At 69.8% G+C, this 21,472-nt stretch carries 15 protein-coding genes and 1 pseudogene; 6 read left to right on the top strand and 10 right to left on the bottom strand.

What is annotated here, in order from left to right; all coding sequences use genetic code 11:
* Nucleotides 1–7 precede the first annotated feature (7 nt).
* The 3 genes from AB0J42_RS12335 (at nucleotide 8) to AB0J42_RS12325 (ending at nucleotide 6,091) form a co-directional block, all read left to right on the top strand.
* Nucleotides 8–3,508 carry a S8 family serine peptidase gene (locus AB0J42_RS12335; RefSeq protein WP_364292196.1) on the top strand — a complete coding sequence of 1,167 codons (3,501 nt, stop codon included), beginning with the start codon at nucleotides 8–10 and terminating at the stop codon, nucleotides 3,506–3,508.
* Between the two features lie 67 nt (nucleotides 3,509–3,575).
* Nucleotides 3,576–5,162, top strand: coding sequence for a CocE/NonD family hydrolase (locus AB0J42_RS12330; RefSeq protein ID WP_364292193.1), 1,587 nt, complete (start codon nucleotides 3,576–3,578; stop codon nucleotides 5,160–5,162).
* Nucleotides 5,144–6,091, top strand: a complete 948-nt coding sequence (locus AB0J42_RS12325) for a WYL domain-containing protein (RefSeq protein WP_364292190.1) — start codon at nucleotides 5,144–5,146, stop codon at nucleotides 6,089–6,091. Before AB0J42_RS12330 ends, AB0J42_RS12325 begins: the two co-directional genes overlap by 19 nt.
* Here the strand turns inward: AB0J42_RS12325 and AB0J42_RS12320 are convergent.
* Nucleotides 6,082–6,487: pseudogene (locus tag AB0J42_RS12320) on the bottom strand (short-chain dehydrogenase); the annotation flags it as partial. The gene AB0J42_RS12325 and the pseudogene AB0J42_RS12320 overlap by 10 nt on opposite strands.
* A 62-nt stretch (nucleotides 6,488–6,549) precedes the next feature.
* On the opposite strand from AB0J42_RS12320, the gene AB0J42_RS12315 reads away from it, so the two are divergent.
* Nucleotides 6,550–8,529, top strand: coding sequence for an alpha-glucuronidase (locus AB0J42_RS12315; protein ID WP_364292187.1), 1,980 nt, complete (start codon nucleotides 6,550–6,552; stop codon nucleotides 8,527–8,529).
* Here the strand turns inward: AB0J42_RS12315 and AB0J42_RS12310 are convergent.
* From AB0J42_RS12310 to AB0J42_RS12285, 6 genes are all read right to left on the bottom strand, one after another.
* Nucleotides 8,523–9,215, bottom strand: a complete 693-nt coding sequence (locus AB0J42_RS12310) for a hypothetical protein (RefSeq protein ID WP_364292184.1) — start codon at nucleotides 9,213–9,215, stop codon at nucleotides 8,523–8,525. The two genes, AB0J42_RS12315 and AB0J42_RS12310, sit on opposite strands and share 7 nt — an antisense overlap.
* 4 nt (nucleotides 9,216–9,219) lie before the next feature.
* Nucleotides 9,220–10,860, bottom strand: coding sequence for an extracellular solute-binding protein (locus tag AB0J42_RS12305; RefSeq protein ID WP_364292181.1), 1,641 nt, complete (start codon nucleotides 10,858–10,860; stop codon nucleotides 9,220–9,222).
* A 45-nt stretch (nucleotides 10,861–10,905) separates the two neighbouring features.
* Complete coding sequence (locus tag AB0J42_RS12300; RefSeq protein ID WP_364292178.1) at nucleotides 10,906–11,781, bottom strand: carbohydrate ABC transporter permease; 876 nt, start codon at nucleotides 11,779–11,781, stop codon at nucleotides 10,906–10,908.
* Complete coding sequence (locus AB0J42_RS12295) at nucleotides 11,778–12,752, bottom strand: ABC transporter permease subunit (RefSeq protein ID WP_364292175.1); 975 nt, start codon at nucleotides 12,750–12,752, stop codon at nucleotides 11,778–11,780. The genes AB0J42_RS12300 and AB0J42_RS12295 overlap by 4 nt, the downstream gene beginning before the upstream one ends.
* Nucleotides 12,749–15,439 (bottom strand): glycoside hydrolase family 3 N-terminal domain-containing protein, encoded by a 2,691-nt coding sequence (locus AB0J42_RS12290; RefSeq protein ID WP_364292172.1) that lies wholly within the window; start codon nucleotides 15,437–15,439, stop codon nucleotides 12,749–12,751. The genes AB0J42_RS12295 and AB0J42_RS12290 overlap by 4 nt, the downstream gene beginning before the upstream one ends.
* 200 nt (nucleotides 15,440–15,639) lie before the next feature.
* Complete coding sequence (locus tag AB0J42_RS12285; RefSeq protein ID WP_364292169.1) at nucleotides 15,640–16,647, bottom strand: LacI family DNA-binding transcriptional regulator; 1,008 nt, start codon at nucleotides 16,645–16,647, stop codon at nucleotides 15,640–15,642.
* A 163-nt stretch (nucleotides 16,648–16,810) separates the two neighbouring features.
* Here AB0J42_RS12285 and AB0J42_RS12280 point away from each other — a divergent pair, with 163 nt between their 5' ends.
* On the top strand, nucleotides 16,811–18,832 hold the full coding sequence (locus AB0J42_RS12280) for a beta-galactosidase (protein WP_364292166.1): 2,022 nt from the start codon (nucleotides 16,811–16,813) through the stop codon (nucleotides 18,830–18,832).
* Here the strand turns inward: AB0J42_RS12280 and AB0J42_RS12275 are convergent.
* Nucleotides 18,807–19,103 carry a colicin immunity domain-containing protein gene (locus AB0J42_RS12275; protein WP_364292580.1) on the bottom strand — a complete coding sequence of 99 codons (297 nt, stop codon included), beginning with the start codon at nucleotides 19,101–19,103 and terminating at the stop codon, nucleotides 18,807–18,809. The genes AB0J42_RS12280 and AB0J42_RS12275 overlap by 26 nt on opposite strands.
* 186 nt (nucleotides 19,104–19,289) lie before the next feature.
* Between AB0J42_RS12275 and AB0J42_RS12270 the strand changes: the two genes are divergently transcribed.
* A complete protein-coding gene (locus AB0J42_RS12270) occupies nucleotides 19,290–19,487 on the top strand; it encodes a hypothetical protein (protein WP_364292163.1) in 198 nt (65 codons plus the stop codon).
* Between the two features lie 184 nt (nucleotides 19,488–19,671).
* On the opposite strand, the gene AB0J42_RS12265 is transcribed toward AB0J42_RS12270, so the two are convergent.
* Nucleotides 19,672–20,247 (bottom strand): hypothetical protein, encoded by a 576-nt coding sequence (locus AB0J42_RS12265; RefSeq protein ID WP_364292160.1) that lies wholly within the window; start codon nucleotides 20,245–20,247, stop codon nucleotides 19,672–19,674.
* Between the two features lie 282 nt (nucleotides 20,248–20,529).
* Nucleotides 20,530–21,327 (bottom strand): hypothetical protein, encoded by a 798-nt coding sequence (locus AB0J42_RS12260; protein ID WP_364292157.1) that lies wholly within the window; start codon nucleotides 21,325–21,327, stop codon nucleotides 20,530–20,532.
* Nucleotides 21,328–21,472: the final 145 nt, after the last annotated feature.

Raw genomic sequence — 21,472 nt, 5'->3', positions numbered from 1 at the left:
AGAGCCAGTGCCGAACACCCCCCGCTGGCGCGCGCTCCTCATGGGAGCCGCCGCCGCCTTATCCCTGATCGTCCCCACCGGGGTGGCCCAGGCCGCCCCCGATCCAGGCAACATCGACAGAGCGGTCCAGGCGCAGCTGGACAGCGACGACAAGGCCACGTTCTGGGTGCGGATGAAGCGCGGCGCCGACCTGAGCGGCGCCCGCCGGGCCGGGACCAAGGAGACCAAGGCCGAGCTGGTCTACGAGGCCAAGACGCGGACGGCCGAGTCCGCGCAGGCGGGCCTGCGCAAGCTGCTGGACCAGCACCGCGCCGAGTACACCCCGTTCTGGATCGTCAACGCGGTCAAGGTGACGGCCGGGTCCAAGCTGGCGGCGGAGATCTCGGGGATGCCCGAGGTGGACCGGATCGAGCCGGTCCGCACGCTGACGCTGCCCAAGCCGGCGGAGGACAAGCCCCAGGCCCGGATCAGGGCGAACGAGTGGAACATCGACCGGGTGGGCGCCCCGCGCGTCTGGGATGAGCTGGGCAACCGCGGCGAGGGCGTCGTGGTGGCCAACATCGACAGCGGCGTGCAGTTCGACCACCCGGACCTGATCGCCGCGTACCGGGGCACCCAGCCGGACGGCACGGTCGTGCACGACTACAACTGGTTCGATCCGGCGGGGATCTGCCCGTCGGCGGCGCCGTGCGACAACAACGACCACGGCACCCACGTCATAGGCACGATGGTCGGCGCGAACGGCATCGGCGTGGCCCCGGGCGCCCGCTGGATCGCGGCCAAGGGCTGCGAGTTCAGCACCTGCACGGACGCCTCGCTGCTGGCCGCGGGCCAGTGGGTGCTGGCGCCCACCGACGCCAATGGCGAGAACCCGCGCCCCGACCTGGCGCCGGACATCGTCAACAACTCCTGGGGCGGTGAGGGCTTCGACCCCTGGTACAAGGAGACGGTCGAGGCGTGGGTCGCGGCCGGCATCTTCCCGGCGTTCGCCAACGGCAACGAGGGACCGTCCTGCCAGAGCAGCGGCTCGCCCGGCCAGTACGCCGTCAGCTACAGCGCCGGCGCGTTCGACGTGAACGGCGCGCTCTACACCAGGTCCAGCAAGGGCGCGGGCGAGGACGGCGAGATCAAGCCGAACATCGCCGCCCCCGGCGTGGCGGTGCGCTCCTCGGTGCCGGGCGGCTACGCCTCCTTCTCCGGCACCTCGATGGCCTCGCCGCACGTGGCGGCGACGGTGGCGCTCATGTGGTCGGCCTCGCCGCGGCTGCACGGCGACGTCGCCGCGACCCGGCCGCTGCTGGACGCCACGGCGGCCGACACCGCCGACACCAGCTGCGGGGGCACGGCCGAGGACAACAACGTCTGGGGCGAGGGCAAGCTCGACACCTACGCCGCGGTGCTGGCCGCGCCGCAGGACAGCCTCGGCGGGCTGAGCGGTACGGTCACGGCCGGCGGGCAGCCGGTGGCCGGGGCGACGGTGACGGTCGACGGCCCGATCAGCCGCAGCCTGGTGACGGGTGACGACGGCGCGTTCTCGTTCGTACGCCTGCTGCCCGGCGAGTACGAGGTGACGGCGGAGAAGTTCGGTTACGAGCGCGGCACCGCGACGGTGGCGGTGACCGGCGAGGAGACCGCCACCGTGGAGCTGACCGTGACCGCGCTCCCGTCGGGCGTGGTGACCGGCACGGTCACCACCGCCGGCGCGCCCGAGGCGGACGCCCAGGTGGCGGCGTCCGGCACGCCGCTCAGCGCGGTGACCGACGCCGAGGGCCGGTACTCGCTGACGCTGCCGCACGGCTCCTACGAGCTGGCCGTCACCCCCTCCTCGCGCTGCTCCTCGGCCGCCACCGCGGAGGTGACGGTGGACGGCGACGTGGTCAGGGACGTGGAGCTGCCGCTGCGCGGCGACAACTTCGGCTACACCTGCCGCGCGGGCGCCGAGCCGTACGTGGCGGGCACCGAGAGGCTGGCGCTGACCGGCGACGACGACGCGGTCCAGGTGACGCTGCCGTTCTCCGTGCCGTTCTACGGCACCGGGCAGAGCCGGGCCTGGGTGTCCACCAACGGGTTCCTCACCTTCGCCGAGTCCCGGGTGACGGCGCCGGGCAACGGGAACCTGCCGAGCTCGGGCACGCCGAACAACGCGGTCTACCCGTTCTGGGACGACTTCGTGGTGGACGCGGAGAGCGGCGTGTACACGGCGGTGACCGGCACGGCGCCGCACCGGCGGTTCGTGGTGGAGTGGCGGGACGTCAAGTTCTACTCCGACCAGTCGCTGCGCGTGTCGTTCGCGGCCCTGCTGGGCGAGGACGGCACGATCGGCTTCCGCTACAAGGGCCTGGAGGCCGACCGGGCGCGCGGCGCGTTCGGCACGGTCGGCGTGGAGAACGCGGCCGGGGACGACGCGCTGCTCTACTCCTACGACACCGCGGCGCTGGCCGACGGGCAGAGCCTGACCATCACGGCGAGCAGGCACGGCCTGGTGACGGGCGTGGTGTCGGACGCCAACGACGGCGAGCCGCTGCCCGGCGCGACGGTGCAGGTGGGCGACGCGGCGACGTTCACCACCGGCGACGACGGCTCCTTCTACGGGCAGGTGCTGGCCGGCGACTACGAGGTGGAGGTCTCGAAGGCGGACTACGGCACCTTCACCCAGCCGGTGACGGTGGCCCCGGGCACGGTGACCCGGGTCGACACGGCGCTGGTGACGGGGCGGGTGGCCGCCTCGGCGGCCGAGCTGACCGTGGTCATGCCGGCCGGGCAGACGAGGGAGCGCACGCTGGAGCTGACCAACCTCGGCTCGCCGACCCCGTACACCGTCACCGCGGACCCGGCGGACGGCCGGCTCGGCGTCACCCCGGCCTCCGGCACCCTCGCCAAGGGGCAGCAGGCGACGCTGAAGGTGACGGTGTCGAGCGACGGCGTGCGGCCGGGCACGACCCGGGCCGGGAAGCTCCTGGTCAAGTCGGCCAGCGGGCGTCAGCCGGTGATCGAGATCGCGGTGACCGTGGTGGTGCCCAAGCACCAGGTGGCGGTGGACGTGGGCGCCTCGCGCGGCCACACCGACGCCGCCGGTGACGCCTGGACGGCCGACCGGCGCTACCGGGCGGGCTCGCACGGCTACGTCGCCGACTCCACCGCCACGGCGAGCACCCACAAGAAGATCAAGGGGACCGAGGACCAGACGCTCTTCAGGACCGCCCGCGAGCGGATGCTGGAGTACCGCTTCGACTCCGTGCCCGACGGCGTCTACACGGTGGAGCTGGACTTCGCCGAGATCCGCGACATGCGCATGGGCAAGCGGGTCTTCGACCTGCTGGTGGAGGGCGAGCTCGCCATCCCGGCGCTGGATCTGGCCCTGGAGGCGGGCACGTACACGGCGGTGAGCAGGCAGTACACGGTGCGGGTCGCCGACGGCCAGCTCAACGTCCGGTTCGCGGCCCGGGACGGGGCGACGCTGGTGAACGCGATCCGGATCTCGGAGCGGCCGGACAAGACCGCGCCGTAGTCTCGTAGGCAGCCCCGGGGCACCCCGGGGCTACCGTTCGCGGCGGCGCGTATGTTACTGGTTAGTAATGCGACGCGTACGTGTCCACCGCGACATCCCCGTACGGATGCCCGACGGCGTCACCCTGCTCGCCGACCGCTACGTCCCGGCCGGCGCCGAGCGGGCCCCGGTCGTGCTGATCCGCTCCCCGTACGGCCGGCGCGGCATGTTCGGGCTGCTGTACGGGCGCGGCTTCGCCTGGAACGGCTTCCAGGTGCTGATGCAGAGCTGCCGGGGCGGCTTCGGCTCCGGCGGCGAGCTCGACCCGCTCGGCCACGAGCACGACGACGGGCTGGCGACGATCGCCTGGATGCGCGAGCAGCCCTGGTACGGGGGCGCGTTCGCCACCTTCGGCCCCTCCTACCTCGGCTTCACCCAGTGGGCCGTGGCCGCGGACGCGGGCCCGGACCTCAAGGCGATGGCCACCCAGATCACCGCCTCCCAGTTCCGCGACGCCGCCTACGTGGGCGGCGCGTTCGCGCTGGAGTCGGCGCTGAGCTGGACCACGCTCACCGAGCAGATGGGCGGCCGGTTCGGCAGCGCCGCCGGGCTGACCGCGCCGCGGGTGACCCGGCGCGCGGTGCTGACGGGGCGGCCGGTGGCCGAGCTGGACCTGGCCTCGGCCGGGCGGCCGCTCCGCTTCTACCGCGACCTGCTGGCCCACCACGCCGACCCGGCCCCGTACTGGACCCGGCGCGACCACTCCCCCAGGGTCGGCGAGGTGGACGCGGCGGTCACCATGCTCGGCGGCTGGTACGACGTGTTCCTGCCGTGGCAGCTCAAGGACTATCTGGCGATGCGGGCGGCGGGCCGGCAGCCGTACCTGACGATCGGGCCCTGGTCCCACATCGACGCCCGCCACCTGGGGCCGTCGATGGCCGAGTCGCTCGCCTGGTTCCGCGCCCACCTGCTGGGCGACGCCTCCCGCCTGCGCGAGCAGCCGGTGCGGCTGTACGTGACGGGGGCCGAGGAGTGGCGCGAGTACCCGGACTGGCCCGTCCCCGGCCTGCGCCACCAGCGCTGGCACCTGCGCCACGACTTCGGGCTGGGCACGGACGGGCCGGTGGAGTCGGAGCCCGACCGGTTCCGCTACCACCCGGACCATCCGACGCCGGTGATCGGCGGCCCGGTGCTGCTGGCCGACTCCCGGCCGCGCGACCAGCGCCGCCTGGAGGCCCGCCGGGACGTGCTCGTCTACAGCTCGCCCGCGCTGGAGTCCGACCTGGAGATGATCGGCCCGGTCAGCGCCGAGCTGTACGTCCGCGCCAGCACGCCCTACGCGGACGTGGTCGTCCGGGTGTGCGACGTGCACCCGGACGGGCGGTCCATGAACGTCTGCGAGGGCGTGCGGCGCCTGGGCCCGCTCGCCGCCGATACGCTGGGGGACGTGCGCAGGGTACGGGTGGAGCTGTGGCCGATCGGCCACCGGTTCAGGCGGGGCCACCGGATCCGCGTGCACGTCGCCGCCGGCGCCTACCCGACCATCCCCCGCAACCCGGGCGTCGGCGATCCGCTGGGTCACACCGGGCCGATGGCGCCGAGCGACGTCGAGGTCTTCCACTCCCCCGATCACCCCTCCGCCGTGATCCTGCCGCTGTGCGCGCCGCCCGGCTGATGTCGCTGGTGCTGCTGCTGCAGGGCCGCGGCGGCATGACGGCGGCGGAGCTGGCCCGCGAGCTGGAGGTGTCGGAGCGCACCGTCCACCGCGACGTGCTGGCGCTGTCGTCGGCGGGCATCCCGGTCTACGCCGAACGGGGGCGCGGCGGCGGCTACCGGCTGCTGGAGGGCTACCGGACCCGGCTGACCGGGCTGGACCGGGCGGAGGCCGAGGCGCTGTTCCTGTCCGGGGTCCCGGCCGCGCTGCGCGAGATGGGGCTGGAGGAGGTGGCGGCGACGGCCCGGCTGAAGGCCGCCGCCGCGCTCTCCCCCGGGCTGCGCGACGCCCCGGCGACGGCGGCGCAGCGCTTCCACCTCGACGCGCCCGGCTGGTTCGCGACCGGCTCCCCGCCGCCGCCGCAGCTCGCGCCGCTGGCCAGGGCGGTGTGGAGCGACCGGAGGGTGACGGCCGTCTACAAGGAGCGCTCCCGCGCGCTGGAGCCGTACGGGCTGGTGCTGAAGGCGGGCGTCTGGTACCTCGCGGCCCGGTTGCCGGGGCGGGCGCGGTTCCTGCTGTTCCGGGTGGACCGGTTCGGCGAGATCACCGTGCTCGACCAGACGTTCGACCGCGACCCCGGCTTCGACCTGGCGGCGTTCTGGGACGAGCAGGCGGAGGCGTTCCGGCGGTCGCTGCTGCGCACCTCGATCACGCTCCGGCTCACCGAGGCGGGGCGGCGGATGCTGCGGCACATCGCCGACCCGGCGGCGCTGCCGGACGCGGAGGCCTCGCTCCGGCCCGACGGCACGGTCCGGCTCGCCGTGGAGTCGATCGAGGTCGCGTACTCGCAGGTGCTGCGGTTCGGCCCGGAGGCGGAGGTGCTGGAGCCCGCCGAGCTGCGGGAGATGGTCGCCGGCGCCGCCGCCCGCACGGCCGCGCTCTACCGGTAGTCCGCCGGGTCCGTCTCCTTGCCGCCCTCGGTGTCGGCGAGGTAACGCCAGACGTCGGGGCGGCTGCCGTCGACGTCGGTGAACCCGTACTCCTTGGCCAGGTCGGCGCTGGAGACCGAGCGGCCGGACCAGCGCATCCTGCCGGGTGACGCCGAAGTGCTCCAGCATCGCCTCCGAGCGCAGGAACCCGGGGGTGAGCGCGACCGCCGTGCCGCCGTGCGGGCGCAGCTCGTGCGCCTGTGCGAAGGCGAGCCGGTTCACCGCCGTCTTGGCCAGGTCGTAGAAGAGGTTCTCCCGGTAGCGGGGGGCGTTGAAGTCCCAGGTGCCGTCGGTGACCTCGACGACCAGGCCGCCCGGGTTCCTGATCAGCAGCGGCAGGGTGTGGTGGCTGGTGATGCGGCCAGGATTCCGCTGAAAGAGGACACCGCATGTCATGTTTTCTCGGTAGATTCGGCCTCATGACTGAGATCCACTCCGCGTGGCTTCCCCCCGAGGCGTTCCGGGCGATCGGATCCCGCAGGGTCCTCGTGGCCGGGGAAGGCCCGCTCGTGGAGACCGTCCGCGAGGAGGTCGGCCGGGCCTGCGCCGGGTTCGGCGGGAGCCTGGCGGACGGTGCCGACCTCGTGCTGGCCACCTGGGAAAGCCTCCCGGACGGCGCCCGTAAGGTGCTGGACGGCGCGGAGCCCGGCGGGGACGAGGAGTTCCTGATCGGGCGGCGCGGCGGGGTGACCGTGGTGGCCGGCGGTCCGGCCGGGGTGCTGTACGGGCTCTTCCACGTGGTGAGGATGGGCGAGCGGGCGTTCGGGGCGGACTTCGCGGCCGAGCCGCACCGGCCCGCGATGCGGCGGCGGATGCTCGACCACTGGGACAACGTCGACGTGCATCCCGTGATGGGGCAGGTCGAGCGGGGGTACGCGGGCGGGTCGATCTTCTGGGAGGAGGGCGGCCCGCGCGGCGACCTGGAGCGGGTGCGCGCCTACGGCAGGCTGCTCGCCGCCGTGGGCGTCAACGCGGTCGCCGTGAACAACGTCAACGTGCACGCCACCGAGGCGCGGCTGCTCACCGACCGGCTGGGCGACGTGGCCGACCTCGCCGGCGTGCTGCGCCCGTACGGGATCAAGGTGCATCTGTCGGTGACCTTCGCCGCGCCCGTCGTCCTGGGCGGGCTGGACACCGCCGACCCGCTGGACGAGGACGTGCGGGCGTGGTGGGCGGAGGCGACCCACCGGGTGTACGAGGCGATCCCGGATTTCGGCGGCTACCTGGTCAAGGCCGACTCCGAGGGGCAGCCGGGGCCGTTCGCCTACGGCCGCACCCACGCGGACGGGGCCAACCTGCTGGCCGGGGTGCTCGCCCCGTACGGCGGGGTGGTGCACTGGCGGGCCTTCGTCTACGACCACCGGCAGGACTGGCGCGACCGCTCCACCGACCGGGCCCGGGCCGCCTGCGACCACTTCGCGCCGCTGGACGGGCAGTTCGCGGAGAACGCGATCCTCCAGGTCAAGCACGGGCCGATGGACTTCCAGGTGCGCGAGCCGGTCTCGCCGGTGATCGCCGCGATGCCGCGCACCCGGCTGGCGGTGGAGCTGCAGGTGACGCAGGAGTACACCGGGCAGCAGCGGCACGTCTGCTATCTGGCGCCGATGTGGCGCGAGGTGCTCGGCTTCGAGCCGTGGGGCCCGGGCGGGCGTTCGGTGGCGGGCGTCGCCGAGGAGCTGGTGGCGGTCTCGAACGTGGGCGCCGACCCGTACTGGACCGGGCATCCGCTGGCGCAGGCCAACCTGTACGCGTTCGGGCGGCTGGCCTGGGACCCGGGCCTGGACCCCGGGGAGATCCTGGACGAGTGGATCGGCCTGACCTTCCCGGACGTGGCCGAGCGGGTGCGGGAGCCGCTGCGCACGATCATGGACGGCTCGTGGGAGACGTACGAGCGGTACACGGCGCCGCTCGGCGTCGGCTTCATGGTCCGGCCCGGTCACCACTACGGCCCCGACGTGGACGGCTACGAGTACACGCCGTGGGGCACGTACCACTTCGCCGACCGCGACGGGGTGGGCGTGGACCGGACGCGCGCCACCGGCACCGGCTACACCGGCCAGTACCCCGAGCCGTGGTCGGAGGTGTACGAGTCGCTGGAGCGGTGCCCGGACGAGCTGCTGCTCTTCTTCCACCACGTCCCCTACGGCCACGTGCTGAAGAGCGGCAAGACGGTGATCCAGCACATCTACGACACCCACTTCGCCGGGGCCGAGGAGGTCGCGGCGCTGCGGCCGGTCTGGGACGGGCTGGCCGGGCTGGTGGACCCGGCGCTGCACGCCCGGGTGGGCGAGCTGCTGGACGAGCAGCTGCGCTCCGCCCGGGAGTGGCGCGACCAGATCAACACGTACTTCTTCCGCAAGTCGGGCGTGCCCGACGCGCACGGGCGCCGGATTCACTGAGCGGCGACGAACCGCTCGCGGATGTCGGCGATCATCGGGCGGCTGTTGCGCAGCAGCCCCGCCGCGAAGGCGAACGCCAGCGCGAGCGGGGCCAGCTCGGTGGCCGCCAGCGTGAGCCCGCCCGCCACGACCAGCAGGCAGGCGTTGCCGAGCGTCGCCGCGGGGCGCCGGGCCAGGAAGTACGAGGCGAGCCGGGCGGTGTCCACCGCCCGGAACCGGAAGAGCGACGCGATGACCAGCGCGTTGGCGGCCCAGAGCGCGGCCCCGGCCGCGACCGCGACGAGCAGCGCCGCCCACCATCCGGGCACCCCGGCGGCGGACAGGTGGGCGAGGTTGATCCCGACCACCGTCATCCCGGCCAGCCACGGCGCCCAGACCTTCAGCACGTCGGCGGCGTTGGCCCGGTAGCCGCGCAGGAAACCGGCCGCGGGCGCCAGGTCCGCCAGGTCGGCGCTGCGGTGGTGCAGCGCGTACAGCGCCGCCGACAGCGCCGGGCCGGCCGGCAGCGCGCAGAGCGCGTACAGCGGGATGTTGCTCGCGTCGCGCTCCAGCAGCATCAGCCCGGCCAGGCCCGGCGCGGTCGCGGCCACCAGCAGCAGCTCGACGACCAGCACCGTGTAGATGAGGGCGGCGGCGCGGGAGAGAGGGCCCTCCCCGAACCGCCGCCCGGCGGTCACCTCGCCCATCGGCTCAGCCGTGCTCCTTCTTGAACCGCTCGGCCGCGGCGTTGACCAGGTCGATGTAGGCGGTCATGTTCTTGGCTTCGAGCTCCTTGACGTAGGCGTCCCACTCGCTGAGGTCGCGCTCGCCGAGGATGAACTTGAGCGTGTTCTGGGTGACGTGGTCCTTCAGCGGCGTCTCCCAGAGCGTGGAGCGCTCGCGCTCCTCGTCGGTGAACGGGTGCGGCGGGTCGACCGGCCACTGCTGCCTGGCGTTCATCACGTCCTGGAACTCCTTCTCCTCCTCGGAGAAGGTGGACTGGAGCAGCTGGGTGGTGCCGCCGTAGGCGAACACGCCGTTGCCGAAGCCGAAGTCCTTCTGCAGGTGCTTGGAGGCGTCCGGGTTGAGCCCGATGAAGTCGATGTCGTCAGCGATCTTGTAGTTGCCGTCGGAGTCCTTGGTGTAGGTGGTGCCCTCGACGCCCCACTTGGCGAACTCCTGGCCCTCGTCGGAGTACCACAGCCAGTCGATGAACTGCATCATGGCCACGAAGTTCGGGTGGTCCTTCGCCTTGCTGGAGATCATGATGCCGTTCTCCAGCCGGGTGCCGATCTTGTACTCGCCGACCGGGCCCATCGGCACCGGGATCTTGGCGACCTTGGCGCCCTTGACGGCCTTCTCCAGCGGCCCCCGGTAGTCGTTGATCAGGGTCTGCGCGTTCGTGCTGATCACGAAGGACTTGCCGGAGTTGAACTTCTGCTTGGCCGGCTCATCCTGCTGGGTGAAGGACTCGGGGTCGATCAGCTTCTCCTCCACCAGCTTGTGGAGGTACTCGATCATCTGCTTGTACTGCGGCATGGCGCCGGTGTAGGCGAACTTGCCGGCCGCGGGGTCCCAGGTCGCGTGCTGGTACTCCCAGCCGCCCTTGGTGCCGTACGCCTGGGCGACGAGCTTGAACAGGTTGCCGCCCGGGGTGGGGTCGCCCCACCGGTCGGTCATCGGGTAGCGGTCCGGGTACTTGGCCTTCATGGCCTTGAGCACCTCGTAGAGCTCGTCCCAGGTCTTCGGGACCTCCAGATTGAGCTCCTCCATGATGTCGGTCCTGACGGCCAGGGTGTAGTCGACCCAGACGTTCTCGTGCAGGCCGGGCAGCAGGTAGAAGCGGCCGTCGGCCTGCCGGCGGGTGTTCAGCTCAGGCTCCAGCCGCCACTTGGCGACCTTGTCCTTGAAGTTCGGCATCAGGTCGATGTAGTCGCTGACCGGCAGGATCGCGCCGGAGGAGACGAAGGTGTCCTCCTGCCCCGGATAGGTCTTCGGGATGATGAGCGGGGCCTGGCCGGAGCCCACGAGCAGGCCGCGCTTCTGCTCGTAGTCGCTGAGCGGCACCTCGATGGGCTTGATCTTCACGTTGGTCCGCTTGGTGAGCTCTTCCCAGAACAGCCAGTCGTTCTTGTTCGGGTAGAACGAGTGGTTGTTGTAGAGCACCTCGAACTCGAGCGGCTCGGTGGCCTTGAACTGCTGGTTGACCCCGAAGTCGGCCATCGCGCCCGCCCTGCTCAGGGACGAGTCGGCGGCCGGGTCCGCGGCCTCTCCGCCGTCGCCCCCGCCGCCGCAGCCCGCGAGTACGAGGGTGAGCGCGCTCAATCCGATGAGCGCCTTTCGTCGTGTCATGTCACGCATCGGGTGACTCCTTTGCCGTGGGGGGTTGGGTGACGCCTATCCCTTGACCGCGCCGAGCATGACTCCGGACACGAAGTACCTCTGGACGAAGGGGTAGACCGCCAGGATGGGCAGGACGGTGAGCATGATCGCCACCGACTGGATGTTCGACGCCGCCTGTGTCACGTCGCCGGCCGCCAGGCCGTAGGACTCCGAGGTCGTGGCCCCGGCGATGAGGTTGCGCAGGTAGATGGTGACCGGGAACAGCTCCTGCTCGTGCAGGTACAGGAACGCGGTGAACCAGGAGTTCCAGAACGAGACCGAGTAGAAGAGCACCATCGTGGCGATGACCGCCTTCGACAGCGGCAGCACGATGCGCCACAGGATGCCGTAGGTGTTGAGGCCGTCGATGGCGGCGGCCTCCTCCAGATCTCCCGGCAGGTTCTCGAAGAACGCCTTCATGACCAGCAGGTTGAAGACGCTGATGGCGTTGGGCAGCACGATGGCCCAGAGGGTGTTGGTCAGGCCGAGGCTGTTGACCAGCACGTACTGCGGGATCAGGCCGCCGGAGAAGATCATGGTGAACACGGCGATCCAGATCAGGACCGTGCGCCCCTTGAGGTGCTTCTTCGACAGCACGTACGCGTAACACGTCGTCAGGAACATGGCGATGGCCGTGGCGACGACGGTGTAGATCACCGTGTTGCGGTAGTTCGTCCAGAACATCGGGTCCGAGATCACGACCTTGTAGGTCGAGAGGTTAAACCCGCGCGGGAGCAGGTTGACCTGCCCGGTGACGATGTACTGCTCCTCGCTGAAGGAGCGCGAGATGATGTTCGCGAACGGATACAGCGTGACGATCACCACGCCGGTGAGGACCAGCGCGTTGATCCACCGGAACACGCGGTAGCCGGGGCTTCTGTCCAGCGTCACCACAGGCTCGTCCCTACTGTGCGGCGGGAGATCACGTTCGCCGAGGTGATGAGCACGATCCCGATCAGCGCCTCGAACAGGCCGATCGCGGCGGCGTAGCTGAGGCTGCTGGACTCCACGCCCATCCGGTACAGGTAGGTCGTGATCACGTCGGCGGTCGGGTACGTCAGCGGGTTGTACAGCAGCAGGACCTTCTCGAAGCCCACCGCCATGAACGTGCCGATGTTGAGGATCAGCAGCGTCACGATGGTCGGCCGGATGCCCGGCAGGGTGACGTGCCAGATCTGCCGCCACCGGCCGGCGCCGTCGATCCGGGCCGCCTCGTACAGATGGTCGTCGATCGTGGTCAGCGCGGCGAGATAGAGGATCGTCCCCCAGCCGACCGTCTGCCACATCTCCGACGTGACGTAGATCGTCCGGAACCACTCCGGCCGCTGCAGGAACGGCACCGGCTCCTCGCCCAGCACCTTCAGCAACTGGTTGATCGGGCCGTCGATCGACGTCATCTGCATGACGATGCCGGCCACGATCACGATCGACAGGAAGTGCGGCAGGTAGGAGACCGACTGCAGGAACCGCTTGAGCGCCCGGGTGCGGACCTCGTTGAGCAGCAGCGCGAGCACGATCGGCAGCGGGAAGCAGAACAGCAGCGTCAGCCCGCCGAGGACGAGCGTGTTGGTGAACACGGTCCAGAAAGTGGGGTCGTCCAGGAACATGCGCACGTAGCGCAGGCCCACCCACTCCTCGCCGAAGATGCTGCCGCCCGGCTCGAACTTGCGGAACGCGATGACGTTGCCGAGCATCGGCGTGTACCGGAAGATCAGGAAGAACGCCAGCGGCAGGATCGCCAGGGTGTAGAGCTGCCAGTCGCGGCGGATCGCCCGCCCCCAGCTGGTGCGGGGCCGTTTGGCGCGGCGGCCTGGCCCGGCCCGTTCCTTGCTCTCCGGGGGGACCGTGTCGGTTGCGCTCATCTGACCTCCGGTGCTCCCTCTCTCCGGCCGGCGCCGGTCATGCTGGGCTTGCTGGTCGTGCTGTGGTCCATGCGCACCTCCGGCAGCAGACGGCGGTCGTGGCCGGTCTCGCGCTCGGCGCCCGTCATGCGCAGCGGCAGCGCCGCCGCGACGTCTCCGCTGGAGCGGGCCAGGCGCAGCTCGACGTCGCCCGGCTCGACGACCCGCCTGCCGCGCACGCCGGTGAACGAGGTGAGGTCGGCGTGGACGGTGAAGGTCACCCTCGCCGCCTCGCCCGGCTCCAGCGGTACGCGGGCGTACCCGATGAGGCGGACGACCGGGCGGGTGGTCTGGGCGACCGGGTCGTGCAGGTAGAGCTGGACGATCTCGGCGCCGGGGCGCTCCCCCGTGTTGCGGACGGTGACGGACACCTCCGTCTCGCCGTCCACGGGCCACTCGCCGCCGCTCTCCGCCCCCGTCCACTCGAAGGCGGTGTAGCTCAGGCCGTGACCGAACGGGAAGGCCGGGGTCGGGTCGACGGACGACACGTCGGTGCGCTGCCCGAGCGGCGGCGACAGGTAGGTGGCCGGCAGCCCGCCCGCGTCGCGGGGGACGCTCACCGGCAGCCGGCCCGACGGGTTCACCGCGCCGGTGAGCACCTCGGCCAGCGCCCTTCCGCCGAGCTGGCCGGGGAAGAAACCGAACACCACGGCCGCGGCCGCGTCCGTCTCCGGGCCCAGCGCGTACGGGCGGCCCGCCAGCAGCACCAGCACCACCGGGGTGCCCGTGGCGAGGACGGCCCGTACCAGCTCGGCCTGCACGCCCGGCAGGGTCAGGTCGGCGGCGTCGCAGCCCTCGCCGGACGTGCCGCGGCCGAACAGCCCGGCCCGGTCGCCGACCGCGAGCACGCACACGTCGCTCCCGGCCGCCGCTTCGACGGCCGCCGCGATGCCTGAGGTGTCCTCGCCGCGGACGTCGCAGCCCTGCGCGTACGTGAGATCGGGGACGAGCCTGGCCAGTTCCTCCCGCAGCGACGCGATCTCCAGGCCGAGCTCGTACCCCGGATGGTGCGGCGCCACATGGTTCGGGAAGGCGTAGCAGCCGAGCATCGCCATCGGATCGTCGGCCACCGGCCCCACCAGGGCGACCCGCCGCCCGTCCGCCAGCGGCAGCACCCCGTCGTTCCGCAGCAGCACCACCGACTCCCGGGCCAGCCGCAACGCCAGCTCCTGAGACTCCTCGTCATCCAGCCGCAACCCACCGCCGGGGGTTCCGGAAACGCCCACACCGTCATTCGTGCCGCCGGACGCGTCCGTACGGTGGCCGACGACCTGCCCGCCGTTACCCGCGCCGCCGGAATCGCGCGCGCCAACAGTGGGAGCGACGCCGCCGACGGCCGACGCGTCACCCACACCACCGCCAGCCTGCGCCTCCACACCAACATCCGCGCCGCCGGAGGCAGGCGCGTTGATAGCGGGGGTGACGCCACCGGAGGCCGACGCGTCCGCAGTGGGGGCGGTGTCATCCGAGGCGGGTGTGTCGTTCACATCACCGGCCGCGCCCGCGCTGGGGGCGGGGATGGGCTGCCAGTCCGGGTCGAGGAGGCCGAGTTCGGCCTTCTGGGTGAGGACGCGGTGGAGGGCGCGGTCGACGAGGGATTCGCTGACGGCGCCGGACTTGACCGCTTCGATGAGGGGTTCGGCGAAGGTGTCGACGGTGGGGAGTTCGACGTCGATGCCGGCGCGGAGGGCGAGGCCGGCCGCCTCGGCGCCGTCCGCGGCGACGCCGTGCAGGGTCTCCAGGAAGCGGATGGCGAAGTAGTCGGCGACGACCGTGCCGGTGAAGCCCCATTCGTCGCGCAGCAGCCCGGTGAGCAGGTCCTCGTCGGCGGCCACCGGGACGCCGTCGATCTCCGAGTACGAGTTCATCACGGACCGGGCGCCGCCGAGGCGGAGCGCCATCTCGAAGGGCGGCAGGACGATGTCGGCCAGTTCGCGGGGGCCCATGTGGGTGGGGGCGAGGTTGCGGCCGCCGCGGGAGGAGGCGTATCCGGCGAAGTGCTTGAGGGTGGCGACGATGCCGGCGTTCTCCAGGCCTCGCACGTACGCGGCTGCGATGGTGCCGACCAGGTGCGGGTCCTCGCCGATGGTCTCCTCGGTGCGGCCCCAGCGGTAGTCGCGGGTCACGTCGAGGACGGGCGAGAGGCCCTGGTGGACGCCGGCGGCGCGCATGGAGCGCCCGATCCGGCCCGCCATCTCCTCGACGAGTTCGGGGTCGAAGGAGGCGCCCCAGCTCAGCGGCGCCGGGTAGACGGTCGCCCGCCAGGCGGAGAAGCCGGTCAGGCACTCCTCGTGCACCTGGGCGGGGATGCCGAACCGGTTGGCCGCCATGATCTCCCGCTGGGAGGCGTCCAGGGACCGGGCGCCCGCCTCGGGGTCAACGGGGGCGGTCCCGTAGGGGCGGGTGAGCTGGCCCAGGCCGTGGCGGATGACCGTCGCCCAGTCGACGACGTTCATGTCCGACTGGCGTGGGGCGACGCCGTCCCCCGATGGGTCGGCGCCGGCCCACACTCCCACCAGCTGGGCTACCTTCTCTTCCAGCGTCATGAGCGGGATGAGGGCGTCGGCCCGCTGGGCGGGCGTCAGCTTCCGGTCTTGCCAGGGGGGATTCTCGCCGGGCGTGATGTTGGGGGGTGCCTGGCCCGTCATGCCATCCTCTCGGCCGACCTCCGGACGGAAACCGGAATGCCGGTTGTTGCCGAAAATTTTCGGATACGCGTTAATAGTGCGGCAACTTAAGGCGCGGCGTCGAGACCTGTCAAGAGTCCACTCAGAGGGCCAGGTCTGCGGGCATGCCGAAGCTGCGACGACGCCACGGGCGCCCCCGGACTTTCCGGAAAGTTTCAGAGTCAGCGAGCGGGAGGGGCGGTGCTGCTCCGCACCACGAGGCTCGTGGCGAGCTCGATGCGGGTGCCGGTGGAGCGCGGGTGAGTGAGCTCCTCGTGGACCAGGCGGATCGCCTCGTTGGCCATCTCGTCGAGGGGCTGGCGCACGGTGGTGAGCGGCGGCGCCATCATCTCGCACGACGGCCCGTCGTCGAAGCCGACGATCGACAGGTCGTCGGGCACGCGGAGCCCCCGCTCGGCGGCGGCGTGGTAGACCCCGGCGGCCTGCAAGTCGGAGCCGGCGAAGACCGCGGTCGGCCGGTCGGGACGGTCGAGCAGCTCGCCGCCGTGGAGCCGGCCGCCCGAGATGGCGAAGTCGCCGTAGCGGGTCAGGTCCGGGTCGGGGTCGATGCCGAAGCTGCGGTGGGCGGCGAGGTAGCCCTCGTAGCGGTCGCGCGTGCACTGCTTGTCGAGCGGGCCGCCGATGAAGCCGATCCGCCGGTGGCCGAGCTCCAGCAGGTGGGTGGTCGCCTGCACGCCGCCGGTCCAGTTGGTGGCGCCGACGGCCGACAGCCCCACGTCGCGCTGGCCGACCGGGTCGAGCAGCACGAGCGGAACGTGGAGCAGGTCCTTGATCGCGTCGATCTCCTCCTGGTCGGCCCTCGACAGCACCAGCACGATGCCGTCGGTGCCGCGTTTGCGCAGCGCGCCGACCCAGCGCCGCCGGTCGAAGTCGGGGCGGTAGGAGGAGGTCACCACCAGCGAGAAACCCCAGCGCGCGGCGGCCGCCTCGGCGCCCTCGATGAGCACGTGCGCCCAGGGCGAGCCGAGGCCGTTGATGAGCAGGTCGACGATGCCCGCCCGCGGGCCGCCCGGCGGTCGCGGCGACTCGTAACCGTGGGCTTTGGCCGCCTCCAGCACCCGGTCGCGGGTGGCGGGCGAGACGTGCTTCCGCCCGCTGAGGACCTTGGAGACCGTGGGCACGGAGACACCCGCGGTCGCGGCGATGTCGGCGAGCGTGGCGCGTTGCACGGAACCCCCTGGGAGCGCTCGCGGCCTGTTGACATGGCCGCGAAGCGGAGCCTACCGTAACGCAACAGGTTAGAGCCAAATTTCCGGCAACTCCATTTGAAACTTTCGGACGTTGCGCGGCTTCGATCCACCTTCTGTCAGCGCTGAATCACTGTGGAGCGCCATGTCTCGTACCCGGATGGCCGCGTTCAGGAGCCGCGTCGGCGGGCTGGCGTACGGCGGCGACTACAACCCCGAGCAGTGGGACCCGTCCGTGTGGCGGGAGGACGTGCGGCTCATGCGCGAGGCCGGGGTGAACGTCGTCTCGCTGGGCATCTTCGCCTGGGCCTCGCTGGAGCCGGAGCCGGGCAAGTACGAGTTCGGCTGGCTGGACGAGGTCATGGACCTGCTGCACGAAGGCGGCATCGCGGTCAACCTGGCCACCCCGACCGCCGCGCCCCCGGTCTGGCTCACCCACCTGCATCCCGAGGTCTTCCCGATCATGGCGGACGGGGAGCCGTTCGGGTTCGGCAGCCGGCTGCACTACGACCCGTCCTCCCCCATCTACCGGCGGTACGCGGCGGCGATCACGGACAAGCTGGCCGAGCGGTACTCGTACCACCCGGCGCTGGCCATGTGGCACATCAGCAACGAGTACGGTCCGACCGCGTACAACGAGGCCAGTTCGGCCGCGTTCCGGGAGTGGCTGCAGCGCAGGTACGGCGGCCTCGACGCGCTGAACGAGGCGTGGACCACCCGGTTCTGGGGGCAGGTCTACACCGACTGGGAGCAGATCGAGGTGCCGAACATCCCGCGGTCGTGGTCGAACCCGGCGCGGCGGCTCGACTTCAAGCGCTTCACCTCGGACGCGCTGCTGGAGTGCTTCATCGCCGAGCGGGACATCGTCCGGTCGTATCGGTCGGACATTCCCGTGATGACCAACTTTATGCGTTTTTATCGCAATGCCGACTACTGGCGCTGGGCGCCGGAGGAGGACGCGGCCGCCCTCGACATCTACCCCGACCCCGCCGACCCGACCTCGCATGTCTCCGCCGCCTTCCAGTACGACCTGCTCCGTTCGCTGAAGGGCGGGCAGCCCTGGATGCTGATGGAACAGGCCGCCTCCGCGGTGAGCCAGTGGAAGCTCAACATCGTCAAGGAGCCCGGCCGGATGCGGCTCGGGTCGCTGCAGGCGCTGTCGCGCGGCGCCGACTCGGTCATGTTCTTCCAGTGGCGGGCCAGCCGCGGCGGCCAGGAGCGCTTCCACTCCGCGATGCTCCCCCACTCCGGGCCGACCTCCCGCACCTTCCGCGAGGTCGTCGACCTGGGCCGCGAGCTGCGGCTGCTGTCGGGGGTCGCCGGCACCACCATGCGGGCCGACGTGGCGATGCTGTTCGACTGGAACGGATGGTGGGGGCTGGAGGAGATGTACGGCCTGCCGCGTAATGACTTCAGCTACGCGGACACGGCCATGCGTCACTACACGCCGCTCTGGCAGGAACACATCCCGGTGGATGTGGTCTCCACCTCCAGCGACCTCTCCTCGTACAAGGTCCTGATCGTCCCCAACGCGTATTTGATCGACGACGCCGGGGTGTCGGCCATCCACGAGTTCGCCCGCAACGGCGAGACGGTCATCATGTCGTTCTTCTCCGGCGTGGTGGACTCCTGCAACCGAGTCAGGCCGGACGGGTATCCGGGGGCGTTCCGCGAGCTGATCGGCGCCAAAATCGACGAATACTGGCCGGCCCGGTCTGGCGAGACGTTCACCGTGGAGTTCACCGACGGCCGGGTGACGACGTCTACCTGGTGGCGTGAGGACCTCCACCTGGAGAGCGGGAAGCCTCTGGCGGTTTATCAGGATGGGCTGCTGGCGGGGCGTGCGGCCGTTGTGGAGAACGGGTTCGGCTCGGGGCGGGTGGTTTATTTCGCCACGTTGCTGGAGGAGTCCGCCTTCGGTGAAGTGCTGGTGGATGCCGTACGGGACGCGGGGGTGGAGTCGGCGTTCGCCGGGGTTCCCTCGCATGTGGAGTGCACGATCAGAGGGGACAAGTACCTCTTCCTTATGAACCACAGCGCCGACGAGCCCGCCACCGTTCCGCTGCCTTTCCCCGGCACCGACCTGCTTACCGGAGAGCAGGTGGCGGAGACGATTGCCCTGCCTCCCCTGAGCGCCGCAGTCATCGAGGTTGACCTGCATCAATGACACGTTCAAGATTCGCCAACGCACTCACGGCTGCCGCTCGCAAATCTTCATCACTGAGGCCTCCTGCCTCCTCCCTCAAGTGCGGATCACTACAGTATTCGTCCACCACACCAAACAGGGATTCGAGAATCTCAAAGACCTCAGGAGGCCACATCTCTGGATCATTTTTGTATAGGCGTAGAAATATGACCTCGAATTCTAAGGCGTCAATTTCCCCCTGTACAAAAACTTTCAACAAGAGAAAGTACGCATAGAGCGGACTCCCGTACACTGCTGTCCTAGCCACCCCGAGAGCCCCCTCTCCATTACGCTTCTTAGCTGTGCGGACGACTTTGCATACACGCCCTTACTGCCATAGAAACAGACTTTTGTACACGAGGGCTTTCGCGCATCCCCTGCCATCCAGTGAGCTGCACGCGAAGTACTTGGCCGAACGCGAAGCTGAGGAGAAGGAGTGATGACGAGTTTTCGCAAGTGGAGCGAGGTCCGCGCCGACATCGTGGCCAACTCTGGCGGCGAGGAGACCGTAGCCGAGGCCCGACGGTGGCATCAAGCCTATATCGATCATTACTGCCGGGCCGAGCGGGCACAGAAGCCTGGGCCTGTCACCAACCACATCGCCGACGAGCCGCCACAGTCCCGCCGCCTTGCCTAGTACCGACCTGCTCACCGGAGAGCAGGTGGCTACCCTGCCCCCCTGAGCGCCACGGTCATCGAGGCGTCCGTTCGGTGACTGCTCGGTCGATTGTCATCGCAAGCGAGTACCGCTCCGCCTCGGGATCTCGGCAGGGCCAGCCAGGCGACTCGTTGCCACGTGCCCCCGAAGTCGGCGATGACCTTCAAAGCTGTGCTACGTCATCCCGTGATGCCCTCTTCAGCGGAGAACGCTTCGGCTCTGGGCCACCCCGTGAGTCATCGAGGTCAAAGTATGCAGATTCCTCATGCAGTCGAACGGCTGCATTGAAATCCCGCCTATACGTCCATTCATCTACAGGAAGCGTATTCAGGGCCGCCTCAAAGAAATCTACAGCACCTCTCGTCAAGGCCTCCAACACGTTCCTTATACGACCCGAAGCGACGCGTTCCTCGTCACGGTCCACGAACTTGACGACGACCCTTCCGCCGGAGATTCTTTTCAATACGAGCATGTACCTGCATTCAGGAAAATTGATGACCACGTCCTCGCCCCCGATAAAGGTCTTGAGAGACGTAAGCATGAGAGACCAGAGTGCATCAATCGTGTCGACATCTTCATGTCCAAGGATTCGAATACCGTCGACGTAAAACTCGATGACCCCTTGGATGCACCTATCTCGACAGAACTGGACATCGCAGCTTTCGACCGGTACGAGTTCTCCCGAATGAGCAACCACGAGAGTTCTCACTCTTGCGGCCTTAGCGTTGTCGTACATCATGCCTCCCCCATCGGCCGACGCCACGCTTCAGCAGATAGAACTGGCCAATGACTCCGTCCCCGAACCTAGGACATACGAGCGCCGCTGACGTGTCCCGCATACCTTTCCCCATCTTCCTTGGAGATTCCAACTCCTGATCTGCTTCGCGCATACCCTCAATGACGGTGGACGTCTCCTTGCTGGAAGCTTCTAGGACGATCGAGTCCGGACCACGGGACACCACTTTCGTCTGGAGGTCTTCATCCACGTGCGGTCCAATGCGTTCGAACTGCGCTTTGCCAGTCAGCTCGGCAGGCGCCAATTACAGATGCCCTCGATGCAGAGTTCGGCGGTCGTCCTACGAGGGTCCGGCGCCTTGATGGAGACCTTGCCGCCCCATCGGCTGTAGCGGGTGTCGACGTGAAGGGTCTTGCCTATCAGTTCGTCCAGGCCTTCGGCGATCGTGAACGTGCTCCGTACCCTGCTGACCTGGTTTCTGGAGTTCAGGGTGATGGTGTAGGAGAGCTTGGTGGCCGAACCCCAGCTGATGTGCGTTGAGTGCTGAGCCCAGAGGGAGGCCTGCTCAAGCTTCTTGAAGGTGATAGCGCCCGTAAAGGTTTTCCCACGCCGTTTGCCGTTCTTCAGCAGAGCGGCCAGGGTCGCGGGCTCGGCCGGGTTGACGAGCTGCTCGTCATAACCAAGTAACTCTGTGTGCCAGAGGTGGGACTGGTGAGAGTCCTCCCACCAGACGTTGCCCTCCTTCAGCCACTTACCTACAAAGCCCCCGGACTGGTAGCTGGCGCCGCCCACGTCGTGGCTGAAGCCGATAACGCGCTCGCGTCCGTGCTCGCCCCCTGTGGTGGTGACATCAAGGCCCTTGACGCCGCCCTTCGGATGAAACTCGAAGACGCCCGTACGCCGGCGCTCCACCCGTTCACCGCCGCCTGACAGGGTGGTTACCTCGGTGAAGTGCACGCCGCGTCCCGGCGTCAGAAGAGCATCAAGCGTCTGTACGGGGTCCTTGGTCACTGCCTGAGAAGAGTCACCCCCCGCCAGCAGAGCACCACAGACCGCCAAAGCCGCGATGATCCTCTTCATCATCGTGATACTGCTCCGCTTTGATCACGCTGAGAGCACGGACCGGATGCGATCACCGAACATGATCTCAGTGTCATCAATCAACGTTCTGACGGAAGCCCATGATGATAGAGGCATCCGTTTCACTTCACGGAGCCACCACTGGAAC

Source organism: Nonomuraea sp. NPDC049649 (assembly GCF_040675175.1).
Taxonomy (GTDB): Bacteria; Actinomycetota; Actinomycetes; order Streptosporangiales; family Streptosporangiaceae; genus Nonomuraea.
This window is presented reverse-complemented; position numbering and strand designations above follow the sequence as displayed.

Coding starts and splice junctions, on each gene's coding strand:
- AB0J42_RS12310 (WP_364292184.1), bottom strand. CDS start 9,215: ATGGGCGAGGTGACCGCCGGGCGGCGGTTCGGGGAGGGCCCTCTCTCC.
- AB0J42_RS12265 (WP_364292160.1), bottom strand. CDS start 20,247: ATGATGTACGACAACGCTAAGGCCGCAAGAGTGAGAACTCTCGTGGTT.
- AB0J42_RS12315 (WP_364292187.1), top strand. CDS start 6,550: ATGACTGAGATCCACTCCGCGTGGCTTCCCCCCGAGGCGTTCCGGGCG.
- AB0J42_RS12305 (WP_364292181.1), bottom strand. CDS start 10,860: ATGACACGACGAAAGGCGCTCATCGGATTGAGCGCGCTCACCCTCGTA.
- AB0J42_RS12295 (WP_364292175.1), bottom strand. CDS start 12,752: ATGAGCGCAACCGACACGGTCCCCCCGGAGAGCAAGGAACGGGCCGGG.
- AB0J42_RS12260 (WP_364292157.1), bottom strand. CDS start 21,327: ATGATGAAGAGGATCATCGCGGCTTTGGCGGTCTGTGGTGCTCTGCTG.
- AB0J42_RS12330 (WP_364292193.1), top strand. CDS start 3,576: ATGCGACGCGTACGTGTCCACCGCGACATCCCCGTACGGATGCCCGAC.
- AB0J42_RS12280 (WP_364292166.1), top strand. CDS start 16,811: ATGTCTCGTACCCGGATGGCCGCGTTCAGGAGCCGCGTCGGCGGGCTG.
- AB0J42_RS12290 (WP_364292172.1), bottom strand. CDS start 15,439: ATGACGGGCCAGGCACCCCCCAACATCACGCCCGGCGAGAATCCCCCC.
- AB0J42_RS12270 (WP_364292163.1), top strand. CDS start 19,290: ATGACGAGTTTTCGCAAGTGGAGCGAGGTCCGCGCCGACATCGTGGCC.